The 22,398-nt window shown below is 52.0% G+C and carries 27 protein-coding genes; 7 read left to right on the plus strand and 20 right to left on the minus strand.

Annotated elements, in window-relative coordinates:
* Positions 1 to 126: 126 nt before the first annotated feature.
* The 4 genes from HQ393_RS01660 to HQ393_RS01675 all read left to right on the plus strand — a co-directional run bounded on the left by HQ393_RS01660 (position 127) and on the right by HQ393_RS01675 (position 3,076).
* On the plus strand, positions 127 to 876 hold the full coding sequence (locus HQ393_RS01660) for an electron transfer flavoprotein subunit beta/FixA family protein (RefSeq protein ID WP_179357137.1): 750 nt from the start codon (positions 127 to 129) through the stop codon (positions 874 to 876).
* Positions 873 to 1,811, plus strand: coding sequence for an electron transfer flavoprotein subunit alpha/FixB family protein (locus HQ393_RS01665; RefSeq protein WP_179357138.1), 939 nt, complete (start codon positions 873 to 875; stop codon positions 1,809 to 1,811). The genes HQ393_RS01660 and HQ393_RS01665 overlap by 4 nt, the downstream gene beginning before the upstream one ends.
* Before the next feature lie 20 nt (positions 1,812 to 1,831).
* Positions 1,832 to 2,608, plus strand: a complete 777-nt coding sequence (locus tag HQ393_RS01670) for a ferredoxin--NADP reductase (protein ID WP_179357139.1) — start codon at positions 1,832 to 1,834, stop codon at positions 2,606 to 2,608.
* Positions 2,609 to 2,776: 168 nt separating this feature from the next.
* Positions 2,777 to 3,076 carry an STAS domain-containing protein gene (locus HQ393_RS01675; RefSeq protein WP_246307927.1) on the plus strand — a complete coding sequence of 100 codons (300 nt, stop codon included), beginning with the start codon at positions 2,777 to 2,779 and terminating at the stop codon, positions 3,074 to 3,076.
* A 53-nt stretch (positions 3,077 to 3,129) separates the two neighbouring features.
* Here HQ393_RS01675 and ntrC read toward each other — a convergent pair whose 3' ends face one another.
* From ntrC to HQ393_RS01765, 18 genes are all read right to left on the minus strand, one after another.
* Positions 3,130 to 4,527 (minus strand): nitrogen regulation protein NR(I), encoded by a 1,398-nt coding sequence (gene ntrC, locus HQ393_RS01680; RefSeq protein ID WP_179357140.1) that lies wholly within the window; start codon positions 4,525 to 4,527, stop codon positions 3,130 to 3,132.
* A gap of 3 nt (positions 4,528 to 4,530) precedes the next feature.
* A complete protein-coding gene (gene glnL, locus HQ393_RS01685; protein ID WP_179357141.1) occupies positions 4,531 to 5,580 on the minus strand; it encodes a nitrogen regulation protein NR(II) in 1,050 nt (349 codons plus the stop codon).
* Between the two features lie 135 nt (positions 5,581 to 5,715).
* Positions 5,716 to 6,192 (minus strand): DUF4124 domain-containing protein, encoded by a 477-nt coding sequence (locus HQ393_RS01690; protein WP_179357142.1) that lies wholly within the window; start codon positions 6,190 to 6,192, stop codon positions 5,716 to 5,718.
* Positions 6,193 to 6,247: 55 nt separating this feature from the next.
* Positions 6,248 to 6,538: an Rdx family protein gene (locus HQ393_RS01695; protein WP_179357143.1), complete on the minus strand. Its 291-nt coding sequence runs from the start codon at positions 6,536 to 6,538 to the stop codon at positions 6,248 to 6,250.
* Complete coding sequence (locus tag HQ393_RS01700) at positions 6,535 to 7,155, minus strand: HAD family hydrolase (RefSeq protein ID WP_179357144.1); 621 nt, start codon at positions 7,153 to 7,155, stop codon at positions 6,535 to 6,537. The genes HQ393_RS01695 and HQ393_RS01700 overlap by 4 nt, the downstream gene beginning before the upstream one ends.
* A 60-nt stretch (positions 7,156 to 7,215) precedes the next feature.
* The gene (locus HQ393_RS01705; RefSeq protein ID WP_179357145.1) at positions 7,216 to 8,730 is read right to left on the minus strand and encodes a sensor domain-containing diguanylate cyclase; all 1,515 of its coding nucleotides are present in this window, start codon (positions 8,728 to 8,730) and stop codon (positions 7,216 to 7,218) included.
* A gap of 1,360 nt (positions 8,731 to 10,090) precedes the next feature.
* On the minus strand, positions 10,091 to 10,630 hold the full coding sequence (locus HQ393_RS01710) for a hypothetical protein (protein ID WP_179357146.1): 540 nt from the start codon (positions 10,628 to 10,630) through the stop codon (positions 10,091 to 10,093).
* The gene (locus HQ393_RS01715) at positions 10,620 to 12,572 is read right to left on the minus strand and encodes a DUF927 domain-containing protein (RefSeq protein WP_179357147.1); all 1,953 of its coding nucleotides are present in this window, start codon (positions 12,570 to 12,572) and stop codon (positions 10,620 to 10,622) included. The genes HQ393_RS01710 and HQ393_RS01715 overlap by 11 nt, the downstream gene beginning before the upstream one ends.
* A complete protein-coding gene (locus tag HQ393_RS01720) occupies positions 12,572 to 12,883 on the minus strand; it encodes a hypothetical protein (protein ID WP_179357148.1) in 312 nt (103 codons plus the stop codon). The genes HQ393_RS01715 and HQ393_RS01720 overlap by 1 nt, the downstream gene beginning before the upstream one ends.
* Complete coding sequence (locus HQ393_RS01725; RefSeq protein WP_179357149.1) at positions 12,880 to 13,896, minus strand: DUF7146 domain-containing protein; 1,017 nt, start codon at positions 13,894 to 13,896, stop codon at positions 12,880 to 12,882. The genes HQ393_RS01720 and HQ393_RS01725 overlap by 4 nt, the downstream gene beginning before the upstream one ends.
* Before the next feature lie 9 nt (positions 13,897 to 13,905).
* Positions 13,906 to 14,142, minus strand: coding sequence for a hypothetical protein (locus tag HQ393_RS01730; protein ID WP_179357150.1), 237 nt, complete (start codon positions 14,140 to 14,142; stop codon positions 13,906 to 13,908).
* A gap of 20 nt (positions 14,143 to 14,162) precedes the next feature.
* Positions 14,163 to 14,309, minus strand: a complete 147-nt coding sequence (locus HQ393_RS01735; RefSeq protein ID WP_179357151.1) for a hypothetical protein — start codon at positions 14,307 to 14,309, stop codon at positions 14,163 to 14,165.
* Entirely contained in the window at positions 14,302 to 14,544 is a 243-nt protein-coding gene (locus tag HQ393_RS01740) for a hypothetical protein (protein ID WP_179357152.1), read from the minus strand. The genes HQ393_RS01735 and HQ393_RS01740 overlap by 8 nt, the downstream gene beginning before the upstream one ends.
* Positions 14,537 to 14,998: a hypothetical protein gene (locus HQ393_RS01745; RefSeq protein ID WP_179357153.1), complete on the minus strand. Its 462-nt coding sequence runs from the start codon at positions 14,996 to 14,998 to the stop codon at positions 14,537 to 14,539. Before HQ393_RS01745 ends, HQ393_RS01740 begins: the two co-directional genes overlap by 8 nt.
* A complete protein-coding gene (locus HQ393_RS01750; RefSeq protein ID WP_179357154.1) occupies positions 14,998 to 15,183 on the minus strand; it encodes a hypothetical protein in 186 nt (61 codons plus the stop codon). Before HQ393_RS01750 ends, HQ393_RS01745 begins: the two co-directional genes overlap by 1 nt.
* On the minus strand, positions 15,170 to 15,460 hold the full coding sequence (locus HQ393_RS01755) for a helix-turn-helix transcriptional regulator (protein WP_179357155.1): 291 nt from the start codon (positions 15,458 to 15,460) through the stop codon (positions 15,170 to 15,172). The genes HQ393_RS01750 and HQ393_RS01755 overlap by 14 nt, the downstream gene beginning before the upstream one ends.
* Positions 15,457 to 15,663 carry a helix-turn-helix domain-containing protein gene (locus HQ393_RS01760; RefSeq protein ID WP_179357156.1) on the minus strand — a complete coding sequence of 69 codons (207 nt, stop codon included), beginning with the start codon at positions 15,661 to 15,663 and terminating at the stop codon, positions 15,457 to 15,459. The genes HQ393_RS01755 and HQ393_RS01760 overlap by 4 nt, the downstream gene beginning before the upstream one ends.
* A gap of 73 nt (positions 15,664 to 15,736) precedes the next feature.
* The gene (locus HQ393_RS01765) at positions 15,737 to 16,600 is read right to left on the minus strand and encodes a hypothetical protein (RefSeq protein ID WP_179357157.1); all 864 of its coding nucleotides are present in this window, start codon (positions 16,598 to 16,600) and stop codon (positions 15,737 to 15,739) included.
* Between the two features lie 398 nt (positions 16,601 to 16,998).
* On the opposite strand from HQ393_RS01765, the gene HQ393_RS01770 reads away from it, so the two are divergent.
* Both HQ393_RS01770 and HQ393_RS01775 read left to right on the plus strand, forming a co-directional pair.
* Entirely contained in the window at positions 16,999 to 17,529 is a 531-nt protein-coding gene (locus HQ393_RS01770; RefSeq protein WP_179357158.1) for a hypothetical protein, read from the plus strand.
* A 173-nt stretch (positions 17,530 to 17,702) separates the two neighbouring features.
* Complete coding sequence (locus HQ393_RS01775) at positions 17,703 to 18,275, plus strand: recombinase family protein (RefSeq protein WP_179357159.1); 573 nt, start codon at positions 17,703 to 17,705, stop codon at positions 18,273 to 18,275.
* Between the two features lie 348 nt (positions 18,276 to 18,623).
* Here HQ393_RS01775 and HQ393_RS01780 read toward each other — a convergent pair whose 3' ends face one another.
* On the minus strand, positions 18,624 to 19,907 hold the full coding sequence (locus HQ393_RS01780; protein WP_179357160.1) for a tyrosine-type recombinase/integrase: 1,284 nt from the start codon (positions 19,905 to 19,907) through the stop codon (positions 18,624 to 18,626).
* 180 nt (positions 19,908 to 20,087) lie between these two features.
* The gene (glnA, locus tag HQ393_RS01785) at positions 20,088 to 21,497 is read right to left on the minus strand and encodes a type I glutamate--ammonia ligase (protein WP_179357161.1); all 1,410 of its coding nucleotides are present in this window, start codon (positions 21,495 to 21,497) and stop codon (positions 20,088 to 20,090) included.
* A gap of 364 nt (positions 21,498 to 21,861) precedes the next feature.
* Between glnA and HQ393_RS01790 the strand changes: the two genes are divergently transcribed.
* Positions 21,862 to 22,314: a rhodanese-like domain-containing protein gene (locus HQ393_RS01790; RefSeq protein ID WP_179357162.1), complete on the plus strand. Its 453-nt coding sequence runs from the start codon at positions 21,862 to 21,864 to the stop codon at positions 22,312 to 22,314.
* The last annotated feature ends 84 nt before the right edge of the window (positions 22,315 to 22,398 follow it).

Here is a 22,398-nt window from a genome sequence, read left to right on the forward strand (position 1 = left end):
TATATCTACTGAGTAGATTAAAGTTGTTAAGTTTTGTTAATTTACTTATATTCTACCTTTGTTTACAATATGCCGCAAAACCAACCGAAGACTAACGGTTTTAGTCTGTGTGTGTGAGCCCTAATTATGAAAATTTTGGTCAATATCAAGCGTGTGGTGGACTACCAAGTCACCGTGCGTCCAACTGCAGACGGCAAAGATGTCGAAACTGCGGGCGTTAAAATGAGTATCAATCCATTCGACGAAAACGCCCTCGAAGCGGCTGTTCGTTTGAAAGAGGCTGGTGTTGCGACTGAAGTGCTTGCGGTTGCGATTGGTGCCGCTGCAAATCAGGATGTATTGCGCCACGCCCTGGCGATGGGCGCGGATCGCGCCTTGCTGGTTGAAACTGATGCGCCAGTGCAAACACTGCAAACGGCCAAAGTTTTAAAAGCACTGGTTGAGCGCGAAGCGCCCCAACTGGTGATGACCGGTAAACAAGCCATTGACGACGATGCCGCTGAAACCGCGCAAATGCTATCTGCTTTGCTCGATTGGCCGCAAGCGACTTTTGCTTCGGACATTCAAATTGCTGATGGTCGCGCCACCGTCGTGCGCGAGATTGATGGCGGCCAAGAAACGATTTCTTTTGCTTTGCCAGCCGTGATCAGCGCCGATTTGCGTCTGAACGAGCCGCGCTTTATTAAATTGCCCGCACTGATGATGGCGAAGAAAAAGCCGCTGGAAAATATTGCTTTGGCCGATCTGGGCAATACTGCTGCGCCAAGCTTGACGCTGCAAGCGGTGAATGAGCCGCCAGCGCGTAAAGCCGGCCGCGTATTGAATAATGTTGCTGAATTAGTTGCTGCCTTGCGCGCAGAGAAGGTGCTGCCATGAGTATTCTAGTTATTGCCGAAATCGATAGCCACGGCATTAAAGCGGCGACGCGTTCGGCCATCGCGGCTGCTGGCCAATTTGGCGAAGAAGTTCATTTGCTGCTGGCTGGATCTGATTTGGCGGGCATTGCTGCTAAAGCTAAGTCTATCAATGGCTTGAGCAAGATACTGGTGGCCGATGCTGCTGAATACGCACATGGCGTAGCGGAAAACCTAACACCATTGCTGGTGAAACTGGCTCCGAGCTACAGTACCGTCGTGGCGGCGGCTACGAGCTTTGGTAAAAACCTCTTACCACGTGCCGCAGCCTTGCTCGATGCGGCGATGGTGTCGGAAGTCACCAAGATCGTGAGCGCACGCACTTTTGTGCGCCCGATTTATGCCGGCAATTTGAATGCAACGGTAGAAGCGCCAGCAGGTTTGGCCTTGATCACAATTCGCCCAACTGTGTTTGAAGCGGCGGCTGAAACTGGCGGCGATGCCGCGATTGAAAATATTGCCGCAACGGGTGACGCTGGGAAAACGACGTTTGTTAGCCGTGAGCTAGCCGTGTCGGATCGTCCAGAGCTCGCGACAGCGAAGGTGGTAATTTCTGGTGGCCGCTCGCTCGGTAGCAAAGAAGCTTTCCACGGCACGCTGGAGCCACTGGCGGCGCAATTGGGCGCAGCCATTGGAGCAACGCGTGCCGCAGTGGATAGCGGTATGGCGCCGAATGACTGGCAAGTCGGCCAGACGGGCACGGTGATTGCGCCTGATCTGTATATCGCCTTTGGTGTATCGGGTGCAGCCCAGCACGTGGGCGGCATTAAAGATGCCAAAGTAATCGTCGCGGTGAATACCGACCCCGATGCGCCGATTTTCCAAGTCGCTGATTATGGCCTGGTTGCTGATTTGTTTAATGTGGTGCCTGAGCTCACCGCAGCCCTCCAGCATTAAAACTGTTTAAGGTTAAGAAAATGTCAAAGTTTGCCCATGAAACCGTCCTGACCGTACGTCACTGGAATGATTCGCTGTTTAGCTTTACGACCACACGTGATGAGTCGCTGCGTTTCGAAAACGGCCAATTCGTGATGATCGGTCTGGAAGTGGATGACAAGCCGCTGGTACGTGCCTACTCAATTGCCAGCGCCAATTATGAAGAAAACCTCGAGTTCTTCAGCATTAAAGTGCCCAATGGCCCGCTGACCTCGCGTCTGCAGCACTTAAAAGAAGGCGACAAATTGTTGGTGAGCCGCAAGCCCACTGGCACGCTGGTGCTGTCGGATTTGAAACCAGGTAAAAACTTGTACTACCTCAGTACAGGTACTGGTTTGGCGCCATTTATGAGCTTGATTAAAGACCCAGAAGCCTACGAGCGCTTTGACAAGATCATTTTGGTGCACGGCGTGCGTACCGTGAGCGAGCTCGCTTATGCGGAATACATCCAGCACGATTTGCCAAATAACGAATACTTTGGCGATATGGTCAAAGACAAGCTGATCTACTACCCAACGGTGACGCGCGAGCCATTCCGTAATCAAGGTCGTCTGACTGATTTGTTTGAATCAGGCAAATTGACCGACGATATCGGCTTGCCACCGCTGAACCCAGAAACCGACCGGGCGATGTTGTGCGGTAGTCCAGCGATGCTGGAAGACACGTGCAAAATGCTGGATGCGCGTGGTTTCCAAGTATCGCCACGCATTGGTACACCAGGTGATTACGTGATTGAGCGCGCATTCGTAGAGAAATAATCTTTCAAAGCTTTGCTACAGCAGCGAGTGCCATATCAAACCCCGCAAGCGTTGCGGGGTTTTTTCTTGTGTTGTAGCTGCGTAGCCTCACAACGATTGCGTTTGCGCTAAACGCAAGCGCTGACTAGACTTTGACCTGAACGCATCTTTTAGGAATTGGGGCAGGGCATGCAAACTCAAATCAGTTTTGATCAGGGCCGCGGTCGTATCACTATGACGGGCAATTTTACGTTTGAATCACATCGTGAATTCAAACAAGCAAGCACTAGCGTGTTGGAACATCCTGGCTTAAATGAGATTGAACTGGATTTCGCGGCAGTGGATTATATGGATTCGGCCGCTTTGGGCATGTTGCTGCTCCTGAATGAACGCGCGAGTGGTCGCAAAGTGACTTTGATCCATTGCAAAGGCACGGTGAAGTCGGTGTTGGATATCGCCAATTTTGGCAAGATTTTTGAAATTCGCTAATCGATGTGTGCAAAATAAAAACCGGCCTAGGCCGGTTTTTTTATGGGTAATGATTAGATTTGTTCGTCAATGCCCAATTCTTGGATTTTTCTAGTCAGGGTATTACGTCCCCAGCCCAATAATTCAGAGGCTTCTATTCGCTTACCCCCAGTGTGTATGAGCGCGGCCTCAATCACCGCCCGCTCAAACATTGGCATGATTTCATCCAAAATGCGTGTATCGCCCCGTGTGATGCGCAAGTTAAGCTCGTGGCTAAGGGCTTGGCGCCAATCGCCGACCGCAAGCGGTGCTTGAGCAGATTGATCAATTAGCTCAGGCGGCAAATCAGCGGCCTCGACCACTTGGCCGGGCGCCATCACTGTAATCCAATGGCACACATTTTCTAGCTGGCGCACATTACCCGGAAAGGCAAAGCTCGAAAGCCAGGCCATGGCCGCTTCCGATAAACGCTTGGTTTCTACGCCCAACTCTTGGGCCGACTTTTGCAAAAAGTGTTTCGCCAAAATCGGAATATCCTGACTCCGTTCGCGCAGGGAAGGTAAACGCAGCCGGATAACATTAAGACGGTGAAACAGGTCTTCGCGAAATTGGCCTGCTTTAACTCGGTCTTCCAAGTTTTGGTGGGTGGCGGCAATCACGCGCACATTGGCTTTAATCGGTTGATGGCCACCGACGCGATAGAAGAAACCATCGGATAGCACTCGCAGTAAACGGGTTTGCAGATCCAGTGGCATATCACCAATTTCATCGAGAAACAGCGTGCCGCCTTCAGCTTGCTCAAAGCGGCCGGTGCGTTTGGCATCTGCACCCGTAAATGCGCCGCGTTCGTGGCCGAATAATTCCGATTCGAGCAAATCTTTGGGAATGGCCGCGCTATTGATGGCCACAAAGGGCTTGTTGGCGCGCTGGCTATGGCGATGCAGCGCGCGGGCGACTAATTCTTTGCCGCTCCCTGATTCGCCCGTAATCATCACGGTGGCGGCTGATTGCGATAGACGCCCAATAGCACGGAATACTTCTTGCATCGCGGGCGCTTGGCCGAGCATTTCGGGTAGATTGGTCGGCGCTTCGATGCTGTCGGCCAGTTGTTCGCTTTCTTGCAGCGCGCGGCGGATTAATGCAATCGCCTGATCGACATCGAATGGCTTGGGAAGGTATTCAAATGCCCCGCCTTGAAACGCCGAAACCGCACTATCCAAGTCAGAATGCGCCGTCATGATAATGACGGGGATTTGTGGCCAATCGCGCTTAACGATGTCCAGCAGCGCCAAGCCCGACTCGCCGGGCATGCGAATATCGCTCACGATCACCTGAGGTTGTTCGATTTGCAGGCGATTGAGGGCTTCAGTTGCCGATGGAAAAGTCGCATGCGCAATTTGTTCCCGACTTAATGCCTTTTCAAAGACCCAGCGAATCGAGCGATCATCATCAATTACCCAAACTGAATTCATGGTTTAGTCCTGTTTTTGCCATGCATTGAGCGGCAATGTAATCGTAAATGAAGTGAAACCGGGACGGCTTTCAAACTCGATCGTGCCGTGATGCTGGGCCACGTAGGTATGCGCTAAATGTAGGCCGATACCCGTACCGCCCGGGCGACCTGACACCAGGGGATAAAACAAAGTTTCGGTCAGATGCTCGGGAATCCCGGGTCCGTTGTCGGTGATCTCCAATTTCAATGCTAAAGGGTAGCGACGGCGGTTGAGTGTAACTTGGCGGGCGATGCGGGTACGCAGCACGACCTCGCCAATGCCGCTCATGGCTTGAATCGCATTGCGCACAATATTCAGTACCGATTGGATCAGTTGTTCTTTATCGGCAATCAGATCGGGCAAGCTGGTGTCGTAATCACGGCGCACAGCTAATCCACTAGGGGTTTCGGCCAGCACCAAGCTGCGAACACGTTCCAATACTTCGTGAATATTGAGCTCTTTCAGTTGTGGTAGGCGATGCGGGGTCAGCAGGCGATCGAGCAGGCTTTGTAAGCGCAAGGCTTCATCCACAATGACCTGTGTGTATTCTTTGAGCTGTGGGTCAGGTAACTCGTGGGCCAGCAATTGCGCCGCCCCACGGATGCCGCCGAGCGGATTTTTAATCTCGTGCGCCAGATTGCGAATCAGCTCGCGATTGGCTTGTTGCTGAGCTTGTAGGCGCTCTTCGTTCACGATCCGCCGTTGCTGATCAATGCGGCGAATCTCCAGCAATAATGCAGCGGCATCTGATTCGATTGGGGTGGCGTCGAGCGTGACGTACATTTCCCCTTCGCTACCAAATATGATGAGCTCATGCTCGGTAATCGAGATGTTTTGTGCCAGCGCGGCTTTGGCAGCCATGACCACGGCACTATCTTGGCCAAATGCTTGTGCCAGATAATTACCAACCACGGCGCGTAAACTAAATAAGCTATTGGCCGTTGGATTGGCATAACAAATTAAGCCATCGTGATCGATGGCGATGACGGCTGCATCTAAAAAGTCGAGACCAGCAAATGCGGGATGACTCATGAGGCAACTCCAATAAGTGGGTTCGCAAGATAATGCAGCCTAAAGCAAAAGTCAGGCCAGTTTTTTATACACGAAACGGTGGTCAGATACAAAAAAACGCACCTAATTGGTGCGTTTTTGCGAGGTGGTGCAGCTTTAGCGCACCCTTGATAATTCGGCTTGCAGTGCGGCGACGTTTTTCTCGTGCATCACAATGGTTTCACGCAAGCGGCCGATGCGATCGAGATACATTTTCGGGTTGGCTTTCTCATCGGCACTGCGATTGGCATCGGCTTCTTGCAGGGCTTTTTTGGCGTTGCCCAGCAGAATTTGCTCGCTGGCTAACTCTTCGCTCAGAATTTGTTTGCGATTGCTATCGCGGCTTTTTTGGGTCGCGGCATCGACTTTTGGAAAATTAACTGGCGAAGGCACGCTGACTTTATTGGTCGGGGTGCGCGTGCTATTGGCGCTGCTATTGCCACTGTCGCTGCGTCGTGGTGCCGCAGGTTCACTCATAATGCGCACAGCCCCTTTGATGGGGGTATTGGTGAAGGTGACATTGCCACTTTCATCGACATATTTATAAATGTCGGCCCAGCTCAGCGTGGTGGCGAGCGATAGAAAAAAGGTCAAAAGCGTTTTTGCGTACATGCCCGTAAGGTAACACAGTCTGGTAGTGTGATTGAAATTACTGTGCACTGGTGTCTGAATGTCCCAATGGTTTGTCGGGGGCAATGTGATCACGCACACGCTGTTTGAGTACTTTGGCTTCAGGAAAACCACCATCGGTTTTTCGATCCCAGATCAAATGCTCATCGCAATGAATCAGGAAAATGCCACCAGTTCCTGGTTGCAAAGCGACTTCGCCTATTTCGAATGCAAAGGTGCTTAATAGTTCCTGCGCCAGCCATGCGCTGCGGAGCATCCAGTTGCACTGGGTGCAGTAATGTATGGTGATGCGTGGCTTTTCCGAAATCAAAATTTCAATCCTTTATCACGCAGTTGCTGGGCTGTTGCGGCGGCGCTGGTGTGATGAATACCGTACCAGCCCACATTACACGCCCCTTGGGCATTGATTGCTGAGTCATCGATGAAAATCAAATCTTCCGGTTTCGCTGCGGGATGGTGTTGCAAGATGCGCTGATACATGAGGTGGTATATGGCTGGATCAGGCTTAATGATTTGTTCCTGGCCAGATACTACGATGTCGGTGATGCGTTGCAAGAAAGGATAATGCTCCCATGCATAAGGGAAAGTTTCGTTTGACCAATTGGTGAGGCCAAAAATGGGGTATCCCGCTGACTCTAAGGCCTCGAACAAGGCCATCCCTTCAGGTAGTAAGCCGGGCAGCATTTCAGTCCAGCGCGCATAAAATGCTTCGATCAGCTCGGCATACTCGGGAAACTCTGCAATCTTGGCAGCCGTTCCATCTGTCAGCGAGCGTCCACGATCTTGCTCGATATTCCATGTGCCATTACAGACATGCTGTAAAAACCATGCGCGCTCGCTTGGGTCTGGAATGAGCTTTTGGTAGAGATAATCGGGATTCCAGTCAAACAGAACGCCGCCAAAATCGAAGACAATGATTGCTTGCATGGGCTTGGGCTTGAAGGCAAAACGCTATTTTATGCGATTTTAATCGTGGGGTAACGAATTCTAGCGCTGACTGCTGTGGTTGATGCCGGGCCGCAGATAGCTTGTGCTCATGCTGCTGGTATTGATGACGCAATTGCGACCATTGGCTTTGGCGGCATACAGTGCCTCATCAGTGCGGCTGAGTAAATCATCGAGTGTTAAATCAATGATGCTTAGGGCCGTAACGCCTAAGCTGATCGTGGCATAGACTGGGCTATTACCATCCATGACAACGGCTTGTTCGGCAATCACTTGGCGCAATTTTTCGGCCACATTGCTCGCCTGAGCGAGATCGGTTTCGGGCAGCAAAATCACAAATTCTTCGCCCCCCCAGCGGGCAAAGGTATCGATCGCGCGTAAATGCTGTACACATAGTTGGCTGATGCGTTTTAAGACTAAGTCGCCAATCAAGTGGCCGTGCTGATCGTTTACTTTTTTAAAATGATCAATGTCGAGCAAGATAATCGAGAGCGGCTGTTTGTAGCGCCGAGTACGAACTATCGCTTCAGCACAGCGTCTTTGCCATTCGCGGCGATTAGGGACTTGGGTCAGCTCATCTGTCGTTGCTAGCTCAGAGAGCAACTCATTGGCATTGATTAAGGCCTGAGTTCTGGCATTCACCTCCGCTTCTAGGTGTGCTTTGTGATTCATGACAGCATTTTGTGTTAATGCGTAATATTGGAAAGTGAGTGCGATTGAAAAAATAAAGATTTGCAAATTCAAAAAGGTTTGAATCGTACTTTCGGCGAGAAAGCCACCGTAGCCAAAATGTGTGCCCAAAATACTAATCAGGCTGATCGCTAAAATGGCTTGATTGACGCCAGGTAGGCGATGTTTAACTGCAATCATCAACATCACGGGCAAACTCAACACCAGTAAATGCCGATCAATAAATATCGCGGCCGTCAGGATGATGCATAAACCCAACATCGCAGGCCAAATACCTTTAAGGCTAGTGTGAATGAGCTTGTTTTCCCAGTCGTAGTAAAAAGGCAAAAGCAGCAAAATGCCCGCAATATCCCCAAGCCCCAGAATACCGATGAGTTGTAGCCACTCTACGCTGGTATTGCTATTGAGAAGGCCGCTAAAGTGCCAAATGGTGGCCAGCAGCGGGGCAGAGAGCAATACTGGAATGGTGCAAACCTTGAGCCAGATTATTGGCAGAGCTTCAGGTGTAAGCCATAAAGAATCGCCATATTTCTGTCTTATTTGACGATAGAAATGCGCCGACACGAGTGCCTGCAGTGTATCGATCCCTGCGGCTAGGAGGGTGATTAGGCTAATAAATAGTGTGTCTTGGCTATAAGCGTAGTTGTATGGGAAATTAAGCAGCAGATGAGCAATAAACACAACGCCCGCACCAAGTCGCCCCAAGATCAAAATACTAAGTAATGCGATGCCAGAGGGTAGCCAGATAACGACCAAATTGGCCGATTGAATGCTGCCTAATTCAATGCATAGATAGCCTGTTGCTACATACATCGTTAGCAACAATAGAGCAGCCAAATAGCGAGAGTTGAATGGGCGCCAAGACATGATTGAAACTTTCATGTTGATGACAAATTCTATGCAGACTTTGAATGATTGTCTGTGCAAAGATGTAATTGAGATGAATGAGCGGTCTAGTCGCGCTGGCGGCCAATAAAAAACCCGCATCAGCCAAGGCTGTATGCGGGTTTGGAGTAATTTCAAGCCTGCAAGCAGGCCGAAAAATTACAATGAGTAATGCACGCCTCTAGCATATATGCGGGTTTGCTGGTGCTGTAGAAAAAACAGGGTGAAAAACAGGGTGAATCAGATCAGTTTTTTATCAAAACAGGGTAAATCGCGCCCCCAATGGGCTGGGCAGGGATATGCCCGCGCTGCATTTTCCAGACAGCCATAGAGGCCACCTATCAATGCCTAGAATTCTAGCGATTTGCATGGGGGTATATTTTTAGTGCGCTCTTGGTGGGTTTCGAGTGGTTTTTCATCCAGAACGGCTAGTTTTAGGCCGCTGGTGCTGCGTTCAATGATCATTTGATTTTTCAGTCGAATGATAGCGCCAGTGGCTCAGTGACAATCCAATTCATACCCCCCCCTATGTTTTTTTAGGAATCGTTTTTTCTTGGCTGGAGCGCGTTCACGGACGGTGGCCACCCAGAGATTTGACCCCCCCCTGGTGGTCTTGCGCTCCGGTACATGCGGGACACCCTAGGGGCTATGATCTCTTTTAAAAAGAGAAATACAGGGGCTATATCTGCGTGAACCTCAATACCACTGCGTTTTATATGCCCATGTACAGGGGGTGGGGCATTTGCTTTTTGTGGTGTTCCCAGTGTTCCCAGTGTTCCCAATTGTTTAGTGCATTGATTTATATGGTTATTATTTGGGTACGTCGAATGGGTGTTGTTTTGCAGTCGGTGTTCCCGTGTCCCCACATTGGTACATCAGCACCAGCTAAAACCCCCATCTTTGCTGGGTTTAGCTTTGCGTGAACATTTTTACTCATCAATTAACCACTGAAAACGGGGCAGAAGTGGCGCGATAATTTACGCCTATTCGCATGACAAATCAGCAGCTACTTAGATACCAGTGATGTAAAACAAATCGCGCCATTGCCCCATGCCTAGCCCTTGGGGGCGCATAAGCCCAGCCGCATAGCTGCCAATAGTAGAGAAACAAGCAGGGCGCTGCCTCCACCGAATCCACAGCTCGGAAGTTGCAACTTGATCGAGCAGGGGAGCAAATCAGCCACCGCTAAAGCGATCCGTACCGGAGTTGTGACTTTTGCCGACGGGGAATAAAAACCGCACTGGCGAAGCTGTGCCAGGTGAAGTTGCAACTTGATCGAGCAGGGGAGCAAATCAGCCCCTGCTGAAGCGATCCGCTCAAACCTGATTCGATTAATATTAGGCTAGGCCAGCGCCGATAGCGTTACCGTTGCCCCACGGTATAGCTCACGCCCATCATCGGCAGCACCAGCGGGGAGCGAGCCTAGGCTGATAAAGCAGGCCGTGCCGCTGCGACGATCCTGCACCCGTAGCCAGAGTAGATCAGGCCGCACCAGCCCCCAAAACTCAAATGACTGGGTAATCGGTACTTGGTGTGCTTGCGCCATCAAGATCACCGTGCGCAGGTAGCTGGGGTCTTGCTGGGGCAATTGAGCCAGCAAAAACCGCTTATCCTCAGTAGAGCACCATAAAGCCGCCGCGACTTCGGACACGATGTCACGCCATAGTGACGCTGTTGCTGGGCTGTGACTGGGCAGCAAAAACAAATCGCGGCATTGCTCACCATGCGCAGCTTGTGGGAGCGCAATCGCATCAGCTTCGAGCGCTGAACCGCTGGTGCTGGGTTGATAGCTTGATTCATTGGCCGACGCAAAAAAAGCCGCAAAGGCGGCCTTTTTGTCATCCACCGCTTGGCGAGCAAGGGAAGGGTTGTTATTCATCATCAGCCCCCAGCAAGGCTGCCGCGTTCACCATGTAGACGCGCACCTTGTCGCGGCCACTGGTGGGCAACCGTTCGGCGCGTGAAGCCCCGCCTTTCGAGTCAGGGTGCAAGATACCTAGCTCAAGCAGTAGCTTGTTCGCCCGCTTTAAATCCAGCCCCTCAAGAATGCGTGAGCGCCAGACGTTAGGAAGGACGAAGTACGTTGTTTCCGACAGCTTGGGCTGATTGGACTCGTCTATCGCGTCAATCTCCACCGTTTTGCGATAGCCGCAGTTATCAGGCCGAATGGCAGATTTTTCGTCAAAGGTTGTATTTTTCTCATCGTTCCAGCTCTGAAAACCAGATAAGCCGTAGCGCTCAAAAAACAACTTCACTTGCCGCAGTATCGCTTTATCCTCGCCATCGCCCGCACCGCCACGCCCGTGCAGCCAATCGGCATACATCACCCGCGCCGCAGCCCATGCCGTGCCAGTTGCCCAATCAGCGAGCCCAAGACTTGCCGCCAGCTCGCCAGCGAAGCCACATAGGGCGAAGTATTGCGCCGCATGGCTAACTTGATTAGACGCCCCCAGCGGTATCGCCTCTCTACTGAATTTAGCCATGGCCGCATGGATTTGAGCCTTTAGCTCGATACGATCAGCACCAGCGAGCCGCGCCAGGTATTCGCGCCCGATTGAGCCATGATTAGCCGCCGCCGTTAAAGCCATGTGCTTGCACAATGCAGGCGCATCCGTGAAGCCATGCAGATCATCAAATGCACCATGCTTGCGATCCGCAGACAGGCCGATAAAGCGCACCTCTTGCCCTGCATTGATCTTGCCGCCGCCCTCTTTAATCACGCTGGCCAGATCGTTCTCACCGTTTGACAAGATGAAGCAGCGCCAGCGGGTCAGATCACGAACCCCACCCGTGTCGCGGCCACGGGCTTTGCCCTTGCCTTGTGACAGCATATACACCATGCGCCCGACGCCCTTTGCATCGGCTTGGCTGATTTCATCGAGCAGCAGGGGAAGGTGATTAAATGCCGCCGTGGTGTATTCCAGCCCCGCAGCGGTCGCGCTCCACGTTTGGCGGTAATCCTCTGGTTTGCCATACACTGATGCCGCCAAATCGCACACGGTGCTTTTGCCTTTTTTCGATGCCCCGACGATATGAAACCCGCCCGAATCCAGCCCCGCCATGCCCATCAGCGGCGCAGCAAATGCCGCCCCCAGTGTCAGCAGCAAGAGCGGATTGCCCACCGCATACCGTGCCACACCATCGCGCCAAGCATCTGGATAGCCAGAGGCCAGCACAGGTACTTTGAGTGAGCCGTCATAGATCAGCCATTCACCCGCATCACCAATGACCTCGGCAGGCAGGACAAACGCCCCAGTTTCTTTAAACCAGCCCGTAGCAGGCACTAGCCGCCCCCGTGGCGCATCGCGTGCCGTTTGCAGGTATTGCACCAGCCAGCGCTTATGCTGCAATGTAAAACTTATCGCTAGCCCCATCGCGGTTAATTCGTCCAAAATGGCCGTGGACTGGTCAGACGATAGGCGCTTCCACGGTATCGTGTGCTCTTTGATATTGCCGTCCATATCTTGCAGCTCGACCCGCACAGCCCATTCCAGATCGTCCACATCGCGCACCTGTGCCACCACTTTAAGGTGCTCACTTAGCCACACATCACCACCATCACCCGCGCCATCGTCCGATTGATCGGGCACAAACCACACCCCGCGACTATTGAGCTTAAAGCTACCGCCGCTAACCTTCGGAGTAGTGCGCTTGCGGGGCTTTTTACCACTTGCACCCTTGGTTGCAAGTGGCGCTGGTGCTGCATCATTGGCCACCTGTTCGGCTTTGGCGTTGAGTGGTGTGGCACTGGCTGGGTTTTTGAGCAATTCAAGATCAGCCCCCAGCTTGGCTGCATCACCCGAATCAACAGATACTGAAGTCATTAATGAGCCCCGCCTTTATTTTGCTGTTCAGTTTTTGCGGTTTCGATTAATCGAGCCCTAAGCACCGCAGCCACTACCGCCAAGCCTGCGATTCCCTCTCTTAGCTCGCCTGCATCGAGCATTCCGCACATGGCGAGGCCTTCAAATAGCGATTCGAGCGCACCCATTTGTGTTTGGTGTAGGTTGGCCGTATTAATGCCTTTAGACACGGAACCGAGTTTGTATATATCAGCTGCTAGCAGATCGACGCCTCCCTCAAGATCCGCAAGTACAGTTTCAATAATAAAGTCGATGGAGGTTTCTTTATTCATCGTTGCGCCCCTTGGGTTAGCACATCGAGCCAATCACGCCCAGGTACAGACGGAAATAACACCCGCACCGTTTTACCCTCGGCAAGCAGGTTATCAGCCAATTGATTAGCGGCTTTTTGTCCGGTCTGGTTTTCGTCGTTATCCGCAAAAATCACCACATCGCGCACCAGATCAGGCAGCACCAGCGAGCCGACGCCAAAAGCCGATACACCCGCCCACACGGGCAAACCGTTGGCGCAATGCACCGCCAGCGCGGTTTCAATCCCTTCGGCCACGGCCATGCACTCAGCCGCTGGAAATAGCCGAATCGCCGCGCCTTTGGCATCGCCGGATTTTGCCGACCACTTTTTAGCGCTCGGTACTTTGGCCTTGTGGCCGTTAGCCTGTAGATAGGTCTTGTGTAGCGCAATCGTCGTGCCGTTTGGCGCTTGGACCGCTGCCACCATCGCGGGGAAGTCACCCAGCTTGACCAAATGCCCATTGGGCTTGTCCCAATACGGTATAGATGGATTAAATCGCAAAGCCTTGGGGTAGCCGGCTAATTCAAGGCCACGGTGACGCAAATACAGCCCCACGGTGCAGCCGTTGGTAATGGGGTGGCTACTATTCCATAGCGCCAAATTCTCGGCCTTGGCCTTTTCCCATGCTCGCCGCTGCTCGGCCTGCTCACGCGCTTGGCGCTCGGCTATGGCCGCTGCATCAGGCGCAACGGCCACGACAGCAGCACCACCCAAGCAATCGACCACAAATCGCGCCGCGCCGATAAAATCGGTTTGGCGGTAGTCAGCCAGCAGCTTGAAGCCGTCGCCACCTTCGGGGGCATGGGTATTACAGATAAAGCAGCCACGGTCATCTTTATCGGTGAAGCGGAAACGATCACGGCCACCGCAGACAGGGCAGGCGGTATGCTTACGGGTCAGGTATTCAGCCCCGATACCAGCGGCTTGCAGAATGTCAGGCCATCTGCCAAGGGCAGCTTCTTTTAGTTTGGATATATCAATACGATCAGCCATGATGTGCCCTCACAGATCGTATGCTTGTAGGTGTTCAATCGGGAAGGGGCTCACGGAAGCAAAATGCGCCAATTCGGCCTCAGAATAAGGTGTAGTGCGAGGTGGTGCGACGGGTAGTGCAACCCACTGGCCAGCCACCAGCACTAGCGCTGTTGAAACCAGAAAACGGCTAATTTGTGGGGTTAAACCGCTGTTTTGATAAATTTCAGGTTGAGCAGTGCCGCCGCCCAGAATGGTCGTTGTCATGATGGATAGTCTCCGATTGATTAGCGTTTAGATTTGGCTGTGCAAGGTGGGCGGCTTTTGCCGATAAAGTCGCTTCGGGTGTAGCGGCTCATTAGCAGCAATGAGGCAGCCCGACGGCTAGAGAACGCCCGCTCTTGTATCGCGGTATTGCGGGAAGGCTTACGCATGGCGCACCGCCTTGCCGTCGATCACTTCCACGACAGCACTTAGATATTCAATGGCGGCTAGACCGTTGAAACCCGCCGCACCGCTTTTGCGGTCATCGTTGAGCATTTTCAGTGCCGTGCGCAGCGCGGCCTCCACGCTCACCACTGCACCGTTCTTGCGGTAGTCTTGGGTTAAGGCATTGGTGAGGCCGTAGCTAACGGCAATCTCTTGCGACAGATCGAGCGTATTAGCCATGATTGCGCCCCCCGATAACATGGGACAGCAAGAACACGGCCACGGCCAAAGCCACGACAATGAGGGGCGTATTGCGTTCAAACGCAAGTACAGCGGTAATGAGGGTTAAATACTGGAGTAGGGTACGGGCGTGCTTAGGCATGGGGCGTGCCTCCAATTTGGGTTTAATTAACCCGCTCCACGTTTCCAGTCGTGGTGGCGAGCAAAGGGCAGGGTCTGGAAAAACCGGCAAATTGGAACCGGCATACCCGAAGGTATCCCCACCCCTGCTCGCCAATGAGAGGCGCACCAAGGGTAATGCAGACGTAAAAATACCGCTATGCAGCGGTTTGTCCGCCAATTTGTCCGAGTTTCCAGTCTCGGCTGCATGATTTAATGCAGCGAGGCCATTATCAGCACCAGCGGCCATGCCGTCAAGTATGGGGGCACGCAAGGTTGGATGATTCTGCATCATTAACCCGCCAGTTCCTGATGATTGCCAAATGCAGCAGGGTCATTAGCCGCGCCTTGTTTAGTGGCTACCTCTGTTGCCAGCTCGAACTTGAGGCTAGAAAACACCTGGCGCATATCGATCATGTCCGCGCCTTGACGCCGTTGTGTAGCGATAGCATCTTCAATAGCGGGATTAATTAACATCATTCACCCCGCGAGCTGCCGCTATGCGGCCTTGAATCCATTGCTCTACCTCGCTTTCGAGCCATGCAACAGCCTTGCCCCCGAGAGGGACTGACTGGCAAAACTCGCCAGCTTTCATCAGGTCGTAAATGCTGGTCTTAGAGAGTGCTGTACGACGTAATACCTCGGGCAGTCGAATCAAGACCGAAGGCTGCACGGGCTGGTGCTGAGCTGGCAAAGCGTGGCTTGATGTTCGACGCTCAAGCGGGTGACTCGAACCTGCACATGATTGGTTTTTCATACGCGCACCCCGCTAGTATCGTGGCGGGTAGTATTTTTGGCCGCATAGGCTTCAACATCGCTACGCAAATAGCGCACTTTGCCGTTGATCTTGAGGTATGGGCAGCCAACACCACGGCTGCGTTCACTGGCCAGCGTGCTTTCGGCCTTGCCAAGTAGCTTGGCGGCCTCAGTTGGGGTGATCTTTTGATGTGGATTTGTCATTGTTTCACTCCTTGGGAAGTTCGCCAGCGTTCTAACTGGCGCGATGGAGTGAAGATTAATGAGAGAGGGAAAACTAACCTTGGGTTGGTTGCGTCTTTTTATTGCGGATTTTTCTAATGTTGGTTGAGGTGCAGCCAAAACGGGTGGCGAGTACTGAGTTGATTGTATTTGCTGGCCTGCCGGACTCGATAAGCTCAGTCGCCGCTTTAAGGACTGCATCGTGGTCAATTGTGGTTGCTCGACCGCCTGTTGCCCCATTTTGCCTAGATGTGTTTTTGCGCCGTTCGACTTCCTGACTAAGCGCTGTATTCTCTGCTTGCTTACGTAGCAGATTGTTAGGTAAATCAGCCCCCGAAACCAATAAGGCCGCGCCCGTCATCTGGCCGATTGCAGATTGATAATCACCAGAGCGTACGGACGCAGCGGCATCATGCAAATTAGCTGCACCACTCAGCATCCTTAAATCGGCTTCGCTGATGCAGGATGTGCCACATAGACGTTGGGTTGTTGATTGATGCAGAGAAGCCACGGCTAAACGAGCCCAAACAGGGTTTTTAGCAAGGTCTTTACCCAGTGAAGGAAGCGCTCTGCCACGATCTAAAAACCATTGATTGTGTGCTGCAATTGCATCATCAAGCGCTAGCGCAATGGCCGCTACTTTTTCACGCTCACGGCGCAATAATGGGCAAGGGATGCAAATTGGAAACGCATCTACAGTGGCGCGCAATTGCTTGACCCGAGTCGTGCCAAAACGCAGATAGATCGACACAGGCTTGTATCTGCGAGCAGTGATTCTGCTTTCGAGTGTTTTGATTATTTCGCAGGCGATATTGGCCGCACCATATTTATCCCCATCGGGGAATGCCTCGGCGCGATCAATGCGATGCGCCAGGTAATCAAAGACCCATGCCCAGCAATCTGAAAAGCTCGCGTTCATTGTCTATTGCCTTCAATCAATAGACCTTCAAGGGGGATACAGGGCAGCGGGTGAAGGTTTCCCGTTTTCGTCTGGCCGGACTAGCCCCGTGCTAACGATTATACCCATATCGCTGCGCAGTGAACCAACTGGCCGACGGTGAATAAAAAGCGCACTGGCGAAGCTGTGCCAGGTGAAGTTGCAACTTGATCGAGCAGGGAATAAATCAGCCACCGCTGAAGCGATCAGCACCGAAGTTGCGACTTTTTCCGACGGAGAATAAAAACGGCACCGGCGAAGCTGTGCCAGGTGAAGTTGCAACTTGAACGGGCAGGGGAAGAAATCAGCCGACGGCGAAGCGATCCGTACCGGAGTTGCGACTTTTTCCGACGGCGAATAAAAATGGCACTGGCGAAGCTGTGCCAGGTGAAGTTACAACTGCATCGAGCAGGGGAACAAATCAGCCGACGTTGAAGAGATCAGCACCGAAGTTGCGACTTTTTCCGACGGCGAATAAAAATGGCACTGGCGAAGCTGTGCCAGGTGAAGTTACAACTGCATCGAGCAGGGGAACAAATCAGCCGACGTTGAAGCGATCAGTACCGAAGTTGCGACTTTTGCCGACGGCGAATAAAAATGGCACTGGCGAAGCTGTGCCAGGTGAAGTTACAACTGCATCGAGCAGGGGAACAAATCAGCCGACGTTGAAGAGATCAGCACCGAAGTTGCGACTTTTTCCGACGGCGAATAAAAATGGCACTGGCGAAGCTGTGCCAGGTGAAGTTACAACTGCATCGAGCAGGGGAACAAATCAGCCGACGTTGAAGCGATCAGTACCGAAGTTGCGACTTTTGCCGACGGCGAAGCGATCCGTACCGGAGTTGCGACTTTTTCCGACGGCGAATAAAAATGGCACTGGCGAAGTTGTGCCAGGTGAGGCTGCAATTTAACTTACAAGTTGGCGGCCTGCTTTTGGCTGTATCAAAATCGACCGTTTACGATACGATTTTGCGCCTACGGTTTTATTGGGTTTGAGTGTATCTATAAAATAGGGTTTGACTTAAAATACATAGCAGATATAAAATACACCTATTCGATACAGACAAACAGCGAGAAAAACACCATGAGCCGCACTTTTGCCTATTGCCGTGTTTCAACCACCGACCAAACTACCGACAACCAAGTATTAGCCATTCAAGAGGCCGGCCATACCGTCACCAAGTCGCGCACGATCACCGAGCAAATCAGCGGCAAGGTGTGCGCCATGCAACGGCCAGAATTTATCAAGCTAGTGGACAAGCTAGAGGCAGACGATAAGCTTGTGGTGGTCAAACTAGACCGGCTAGGACGCGACACTTCGGATGTGCTTTCCACTTTGGCACTACTTAAAGCCAAGGGCGTGCAAGTAATCTGCCTTGCACTGGGCAGCCTTGATCTAAACAGCGCAGCGGGAACAATGACACTCACAGTATTGGCTGCGGTCGCACAGTTTGAGCGCGACTTGCTGGTAGAGCGCACCCAAGCAGGACTTGAACGCGCCAAGGCCGAAGGCAAAACATTAGGCCGGCCGACTGTCTACGATGACGCCAAAGCCACCGAAATTCGGGAAGCTATAGCCAAAGGTATGAGCTTGCGAAATGCAGCTAAGGCGCACGGTGTATCACTGGGCACAGTCCAGAGAATCATGGCCGCATAAGCTGGTGCTGAAAACTTAAGTGTCACCGAAAGAAGCAAGTGGTATTAAAATGCCCTTGCTTTTTTGTTGTGAAAATCGTGCAATTTTGCACACTAAATCGCACCATTTTGCCGCCGAAAAATCAGACAAAAATATCATGCTCTAGTAAAAATGCGGCTTTCGCTGGTGCTGTATCAGCAAGATGGGTACACGGGTACACCGCTGGGAAAAGTGGGTACATGATGTGTGCCATAAAATAGTCCATACAAAACATATTGTTAGGCAATGTGGGGACACGGGAACACTGGGAACACCAAAAAAAACACATACCCACCCCCTAGTGCAGGGGGTGAGGGTGGGTAAGTGGTATTAGGCGACCTTTCTAAAAGTGGCTGAGAGCACCACCTTTTCATTCATGGTGGTATCTAAAAAATCTGCCCATGATTGCATCATGGCTAGCCGCTGGGTTTTGTATTCCGCGTGGCTATATGTGCCAGCCATGCCAGGTATTGCATGGCTCAATGCAGTCTCTACCACCTCGGGGGAGTGGCCTTGCTCGCGTAGGTGGGTGCTGGCTGTATGTCGATGGTCATGGATTACATAGTCGTCGATACCCGCCGCGATCAGGGCGGCATGGTGTGTGCCGTCCAGATTGTTGCCGTTCATGGCTCGCTTGGGGTTGGTCGGCATGGGCATTACCCACTCACTACCCCCGCTTAGGCGGTGCAGCTCGCGCAGCATCTCAATGGCTTGGGTGGGCAGGTAAACCCGATGCTCTTTACCTGTTTTCATGCGCCCATCAGGAATAATCCATTCCCCTGCATCTAGATCAAACTCCGACCATGCCGCCCCGCATAGCTCGCTTTTACGGGTTGCCAACATCAGTAGCAGGTGCAAGGCCAGCTTGTACCCTCTGTAGCCATCTGTTTGATAGAGGCAGGCAAGGTAACGCCTGATTTCTTGTGTCTGTAGCCAGCGGGTGCGCTTGCCCTTGGTGCCGATGCGCTCGGGTTTGATGTTCTTAGCTGGGTTGATCGTGCACCATTCGTGCTCAACGGCAAAATCGAATATGCGCACACACCAGCCTCTAGCATGAAGCGCAGCCTGTTCACCCCGATGCTCACGGATTGAGTGCAGCAACTCACGAAGGGTGGGGGTATCAATGTCATCCAATGCCATTTCACCCAGCGCGGGAAGCAAATTCTTGCGTACTGGTGAATAACCCTTGTCGGGGTGCTTCCAGTTTCGATCTACCCAGTCAGTCTTAAAGCGTTCAGCGGCCTGCCCAAATGTGGTGCGTGCGGCTTTGTGCTTGTCATTAAGGTGGGTTTGCACCTCTGCCTCGGTTTCGATCAGGCTTTTACCCGACAAAATCAGCGCCGTGGCGATCTCATTATCGAGTAGCTCGGCTGGTGTGCGGCCTTGCTCGGCTAATTGCCGCGCAATCGCATGAAGCCGCCGTGCTTGCTCAAGGCTAATGGCCGGATATTGCCCATAGTTGTACTTGATGCGCTTGCCACTGCGTACAAAGTCACACAGCCATGACTTAGTGCCTTTGGCTCGCACAAGCAGATGCAGGCCATCACCATCGGGCTTGGTGTATTCCTTACCCGTGGCCTTGGCTTTGCTGCATTGCAGATCGGTAAGCGGCATAGATTCCCCCTGTTTTTGGGCTTGATTCACCCTGATTATAGAACGGGGTGAATAACAGGGTGAAAATATTGCGGCTTTAGGCGTACCGTGCCGAACGTGTTGGGAATAAAAAACCCGCAAAAGCTAGGCTTTATGCGGGTTCTGTGGACTATCCCGAACTGGTCGGGACTATCCTAAATATTACAATGAGTAGTACATATCGAATTCAACTGGGTGTACGTTCATGCGTGAACGAGTTACGTCGTTCATTTTCAGTTCGATGTACGCATCGATCCACTCATCAGTGAATACGCCGCCACGAGTCAAGAACTCGCGGTCTGCATCCAAAGCTGCCAATGCTTCGTCCAAAGACGCGCATACAGTAGGGATCAATTTGTCTTCTTCTGGTGGCAAGTCGTACAAGTTCTTGTCAGCTGGATCGCCTGGGTGGATCTTGTTCTGGATACCATCCAAACCGGCCATCAACAATGCTGCGAAACACAGGTATGGGTTAGCCAAAGGATCTGGGAAACGCGCTTCGATACGACGGCCTTTGTCAGACGCTACGTGAGGAATACGGATTGACGCAGAACGGTTCTTCGCAGAGTAAGCCAATTTCACTGGGGCTTCGAAGTGAGGAACCAAACGACGGTACGAGTTAGTACCTGGGTTAGTGATCGCGTTCAATGCTTTAGCGTGCTTGATGATACCGCCGATGTAGAACAGGGCAGTTTCAGACAGGCCTGCGTAGCCGTTACCTGCGAACAAGTTTTTGCCGTCTTTCCAGATAGACTGGTGAACGTGCATACCAGAGCCGTTGTCGCCAACTACTGGTTTTGGCATGAACGTAGCAGTTTTGCCGTATTGGTGAGCCACGTTGTGTACAACGTATTTCAGGATCTGAGTCCAGTCAGCACGTTGAGTCAAAGTAGAGAATTTAGTACCGATCTCATTTTGACCCGCATTCGCTACTTCGTGGTGGAATACTTCAACTGGCACGCCCAATTCTTCCAGCACGATAACCATAGTCGCGCGGATGTCTTGGTGGCTGTCCACTGGAGGAACTGGGAAGTAGCCGCCTTTAACGCGTGGACGGTGACCCAAGTTGCCGCCTGCTGGTTCATCAGCAGTAGCCCAAGCGCCTTCGTCAGAACCGATCTTAACGAAAGTACCTGACAAGTCAGTGTTCCAACGAATGTTGTCGAAAATGAAGAATTCTGGCTCTGGACCGAAGAATGCAGTGTCACCAATACCTGAAGTTTTCAGATAGGCTTCAGCGCGTTTGGCCAAAGAGCGTGGGTCGCGGTCGTAGCCTTTGCCTGTCGCTGGCTCGATAACGTCACAAGTGATGAATACAGTCGGTTCATCAAAGAAAGGATCGATTTTTGCAGTTGATGCATCTGGCATCAACAACATGTCGGAAGCTTGAATGCCTTTCCAACCAGCGATCGATGAACCATCGAAAGCGTGGCCGTTTTCGAACCATTCTTCATCAACTACGTGTGATGGAACAGTTACGTGCTGCTCTTTACCGATAGTGTCGGTGAAACGCAAGTCAACGAAACGAATGTCGTTATCTTTAATAAGCTTGAGAACGTCGGCTGCCGCCATGGTGTCGCTCCTAGTTGGGACAAGAAAGGTGAAACAAATAAATGGTGCGTACGTTGTTGCGCACTGGACGGCGATACTACAAGCATGAACCGTGCCAAGCGGTAGAACGACTACCAGCTATTGTGCCACAAGTATTTGCGTTCGCGCATGCTTCTTGTTGGTGAATCTTTATGGTGCGGGCGGTGGTTTTGTGCACCAAAAAAGTGCGTCAACATTGTGCGGCAGTTGGGTGAATAAGGCATTAGAATTAAGTCATCAGTTTCGAGTGCATTCTTTCCCTCGCTCTGGTTGCTCGCTGCCCCGAATCAAACAGGGGCAAGGCAAAGTCGATTCAAACCAATAAAAAAATGAAGAGGTAAATCAAATGAGTGAAGCCAACGCAATTTTAGAAAACGCGCGCTCACGCGCGGGCACGCAAGGCTTGCCCTATGCGGGGGTGGTGACGCCGACGGAGGCATGGACTTTATTTCAAGCCCTGCCTTCCGTGCACATTGTCGATGTCCGCACCAACGCCGAATGGCAATGGGTGGGGGTTGTTCCTAATACCGATTTGATCGAATGGAAAAGCTATCCGGGCATGGCCAATAACCCCAATTTCCTCACCCAACTTAAAACCTTGGTTGATCCAGAAGCTGTGGTGATGTTTTTGTGCCGCTCTGGCGCCCGTTCGCACGATGCAGCCGTCTTGGCGGCGCAGCATGGTTATACCGCAGCGATGAATATCCTCGAGGGTTTTGAAGGGGATAAAGACAGTGATGGACACCGTGGTAGCAAAAATGGCTGGAAAGTGGCTGAGTTACCTTGGACGCAAGGCTAAGCGCGAAAGTCTGAGTTTGACGCTGTAAGCGATGCAGAGTGAGGTGTACACTACGCCTCACTTTTTTATTGTGCCTCGCGACTT

It is taken from the genome of Chitinibacter bivalviorum, assembly GCF_013403565.1.
Lineage (GTDB): Bacteria > Pseudomonadota > Gammaproteobacteria > Burkholderiales > Chitinibacteraceae > Chitinibacter > Chitinibacter bivalviorum.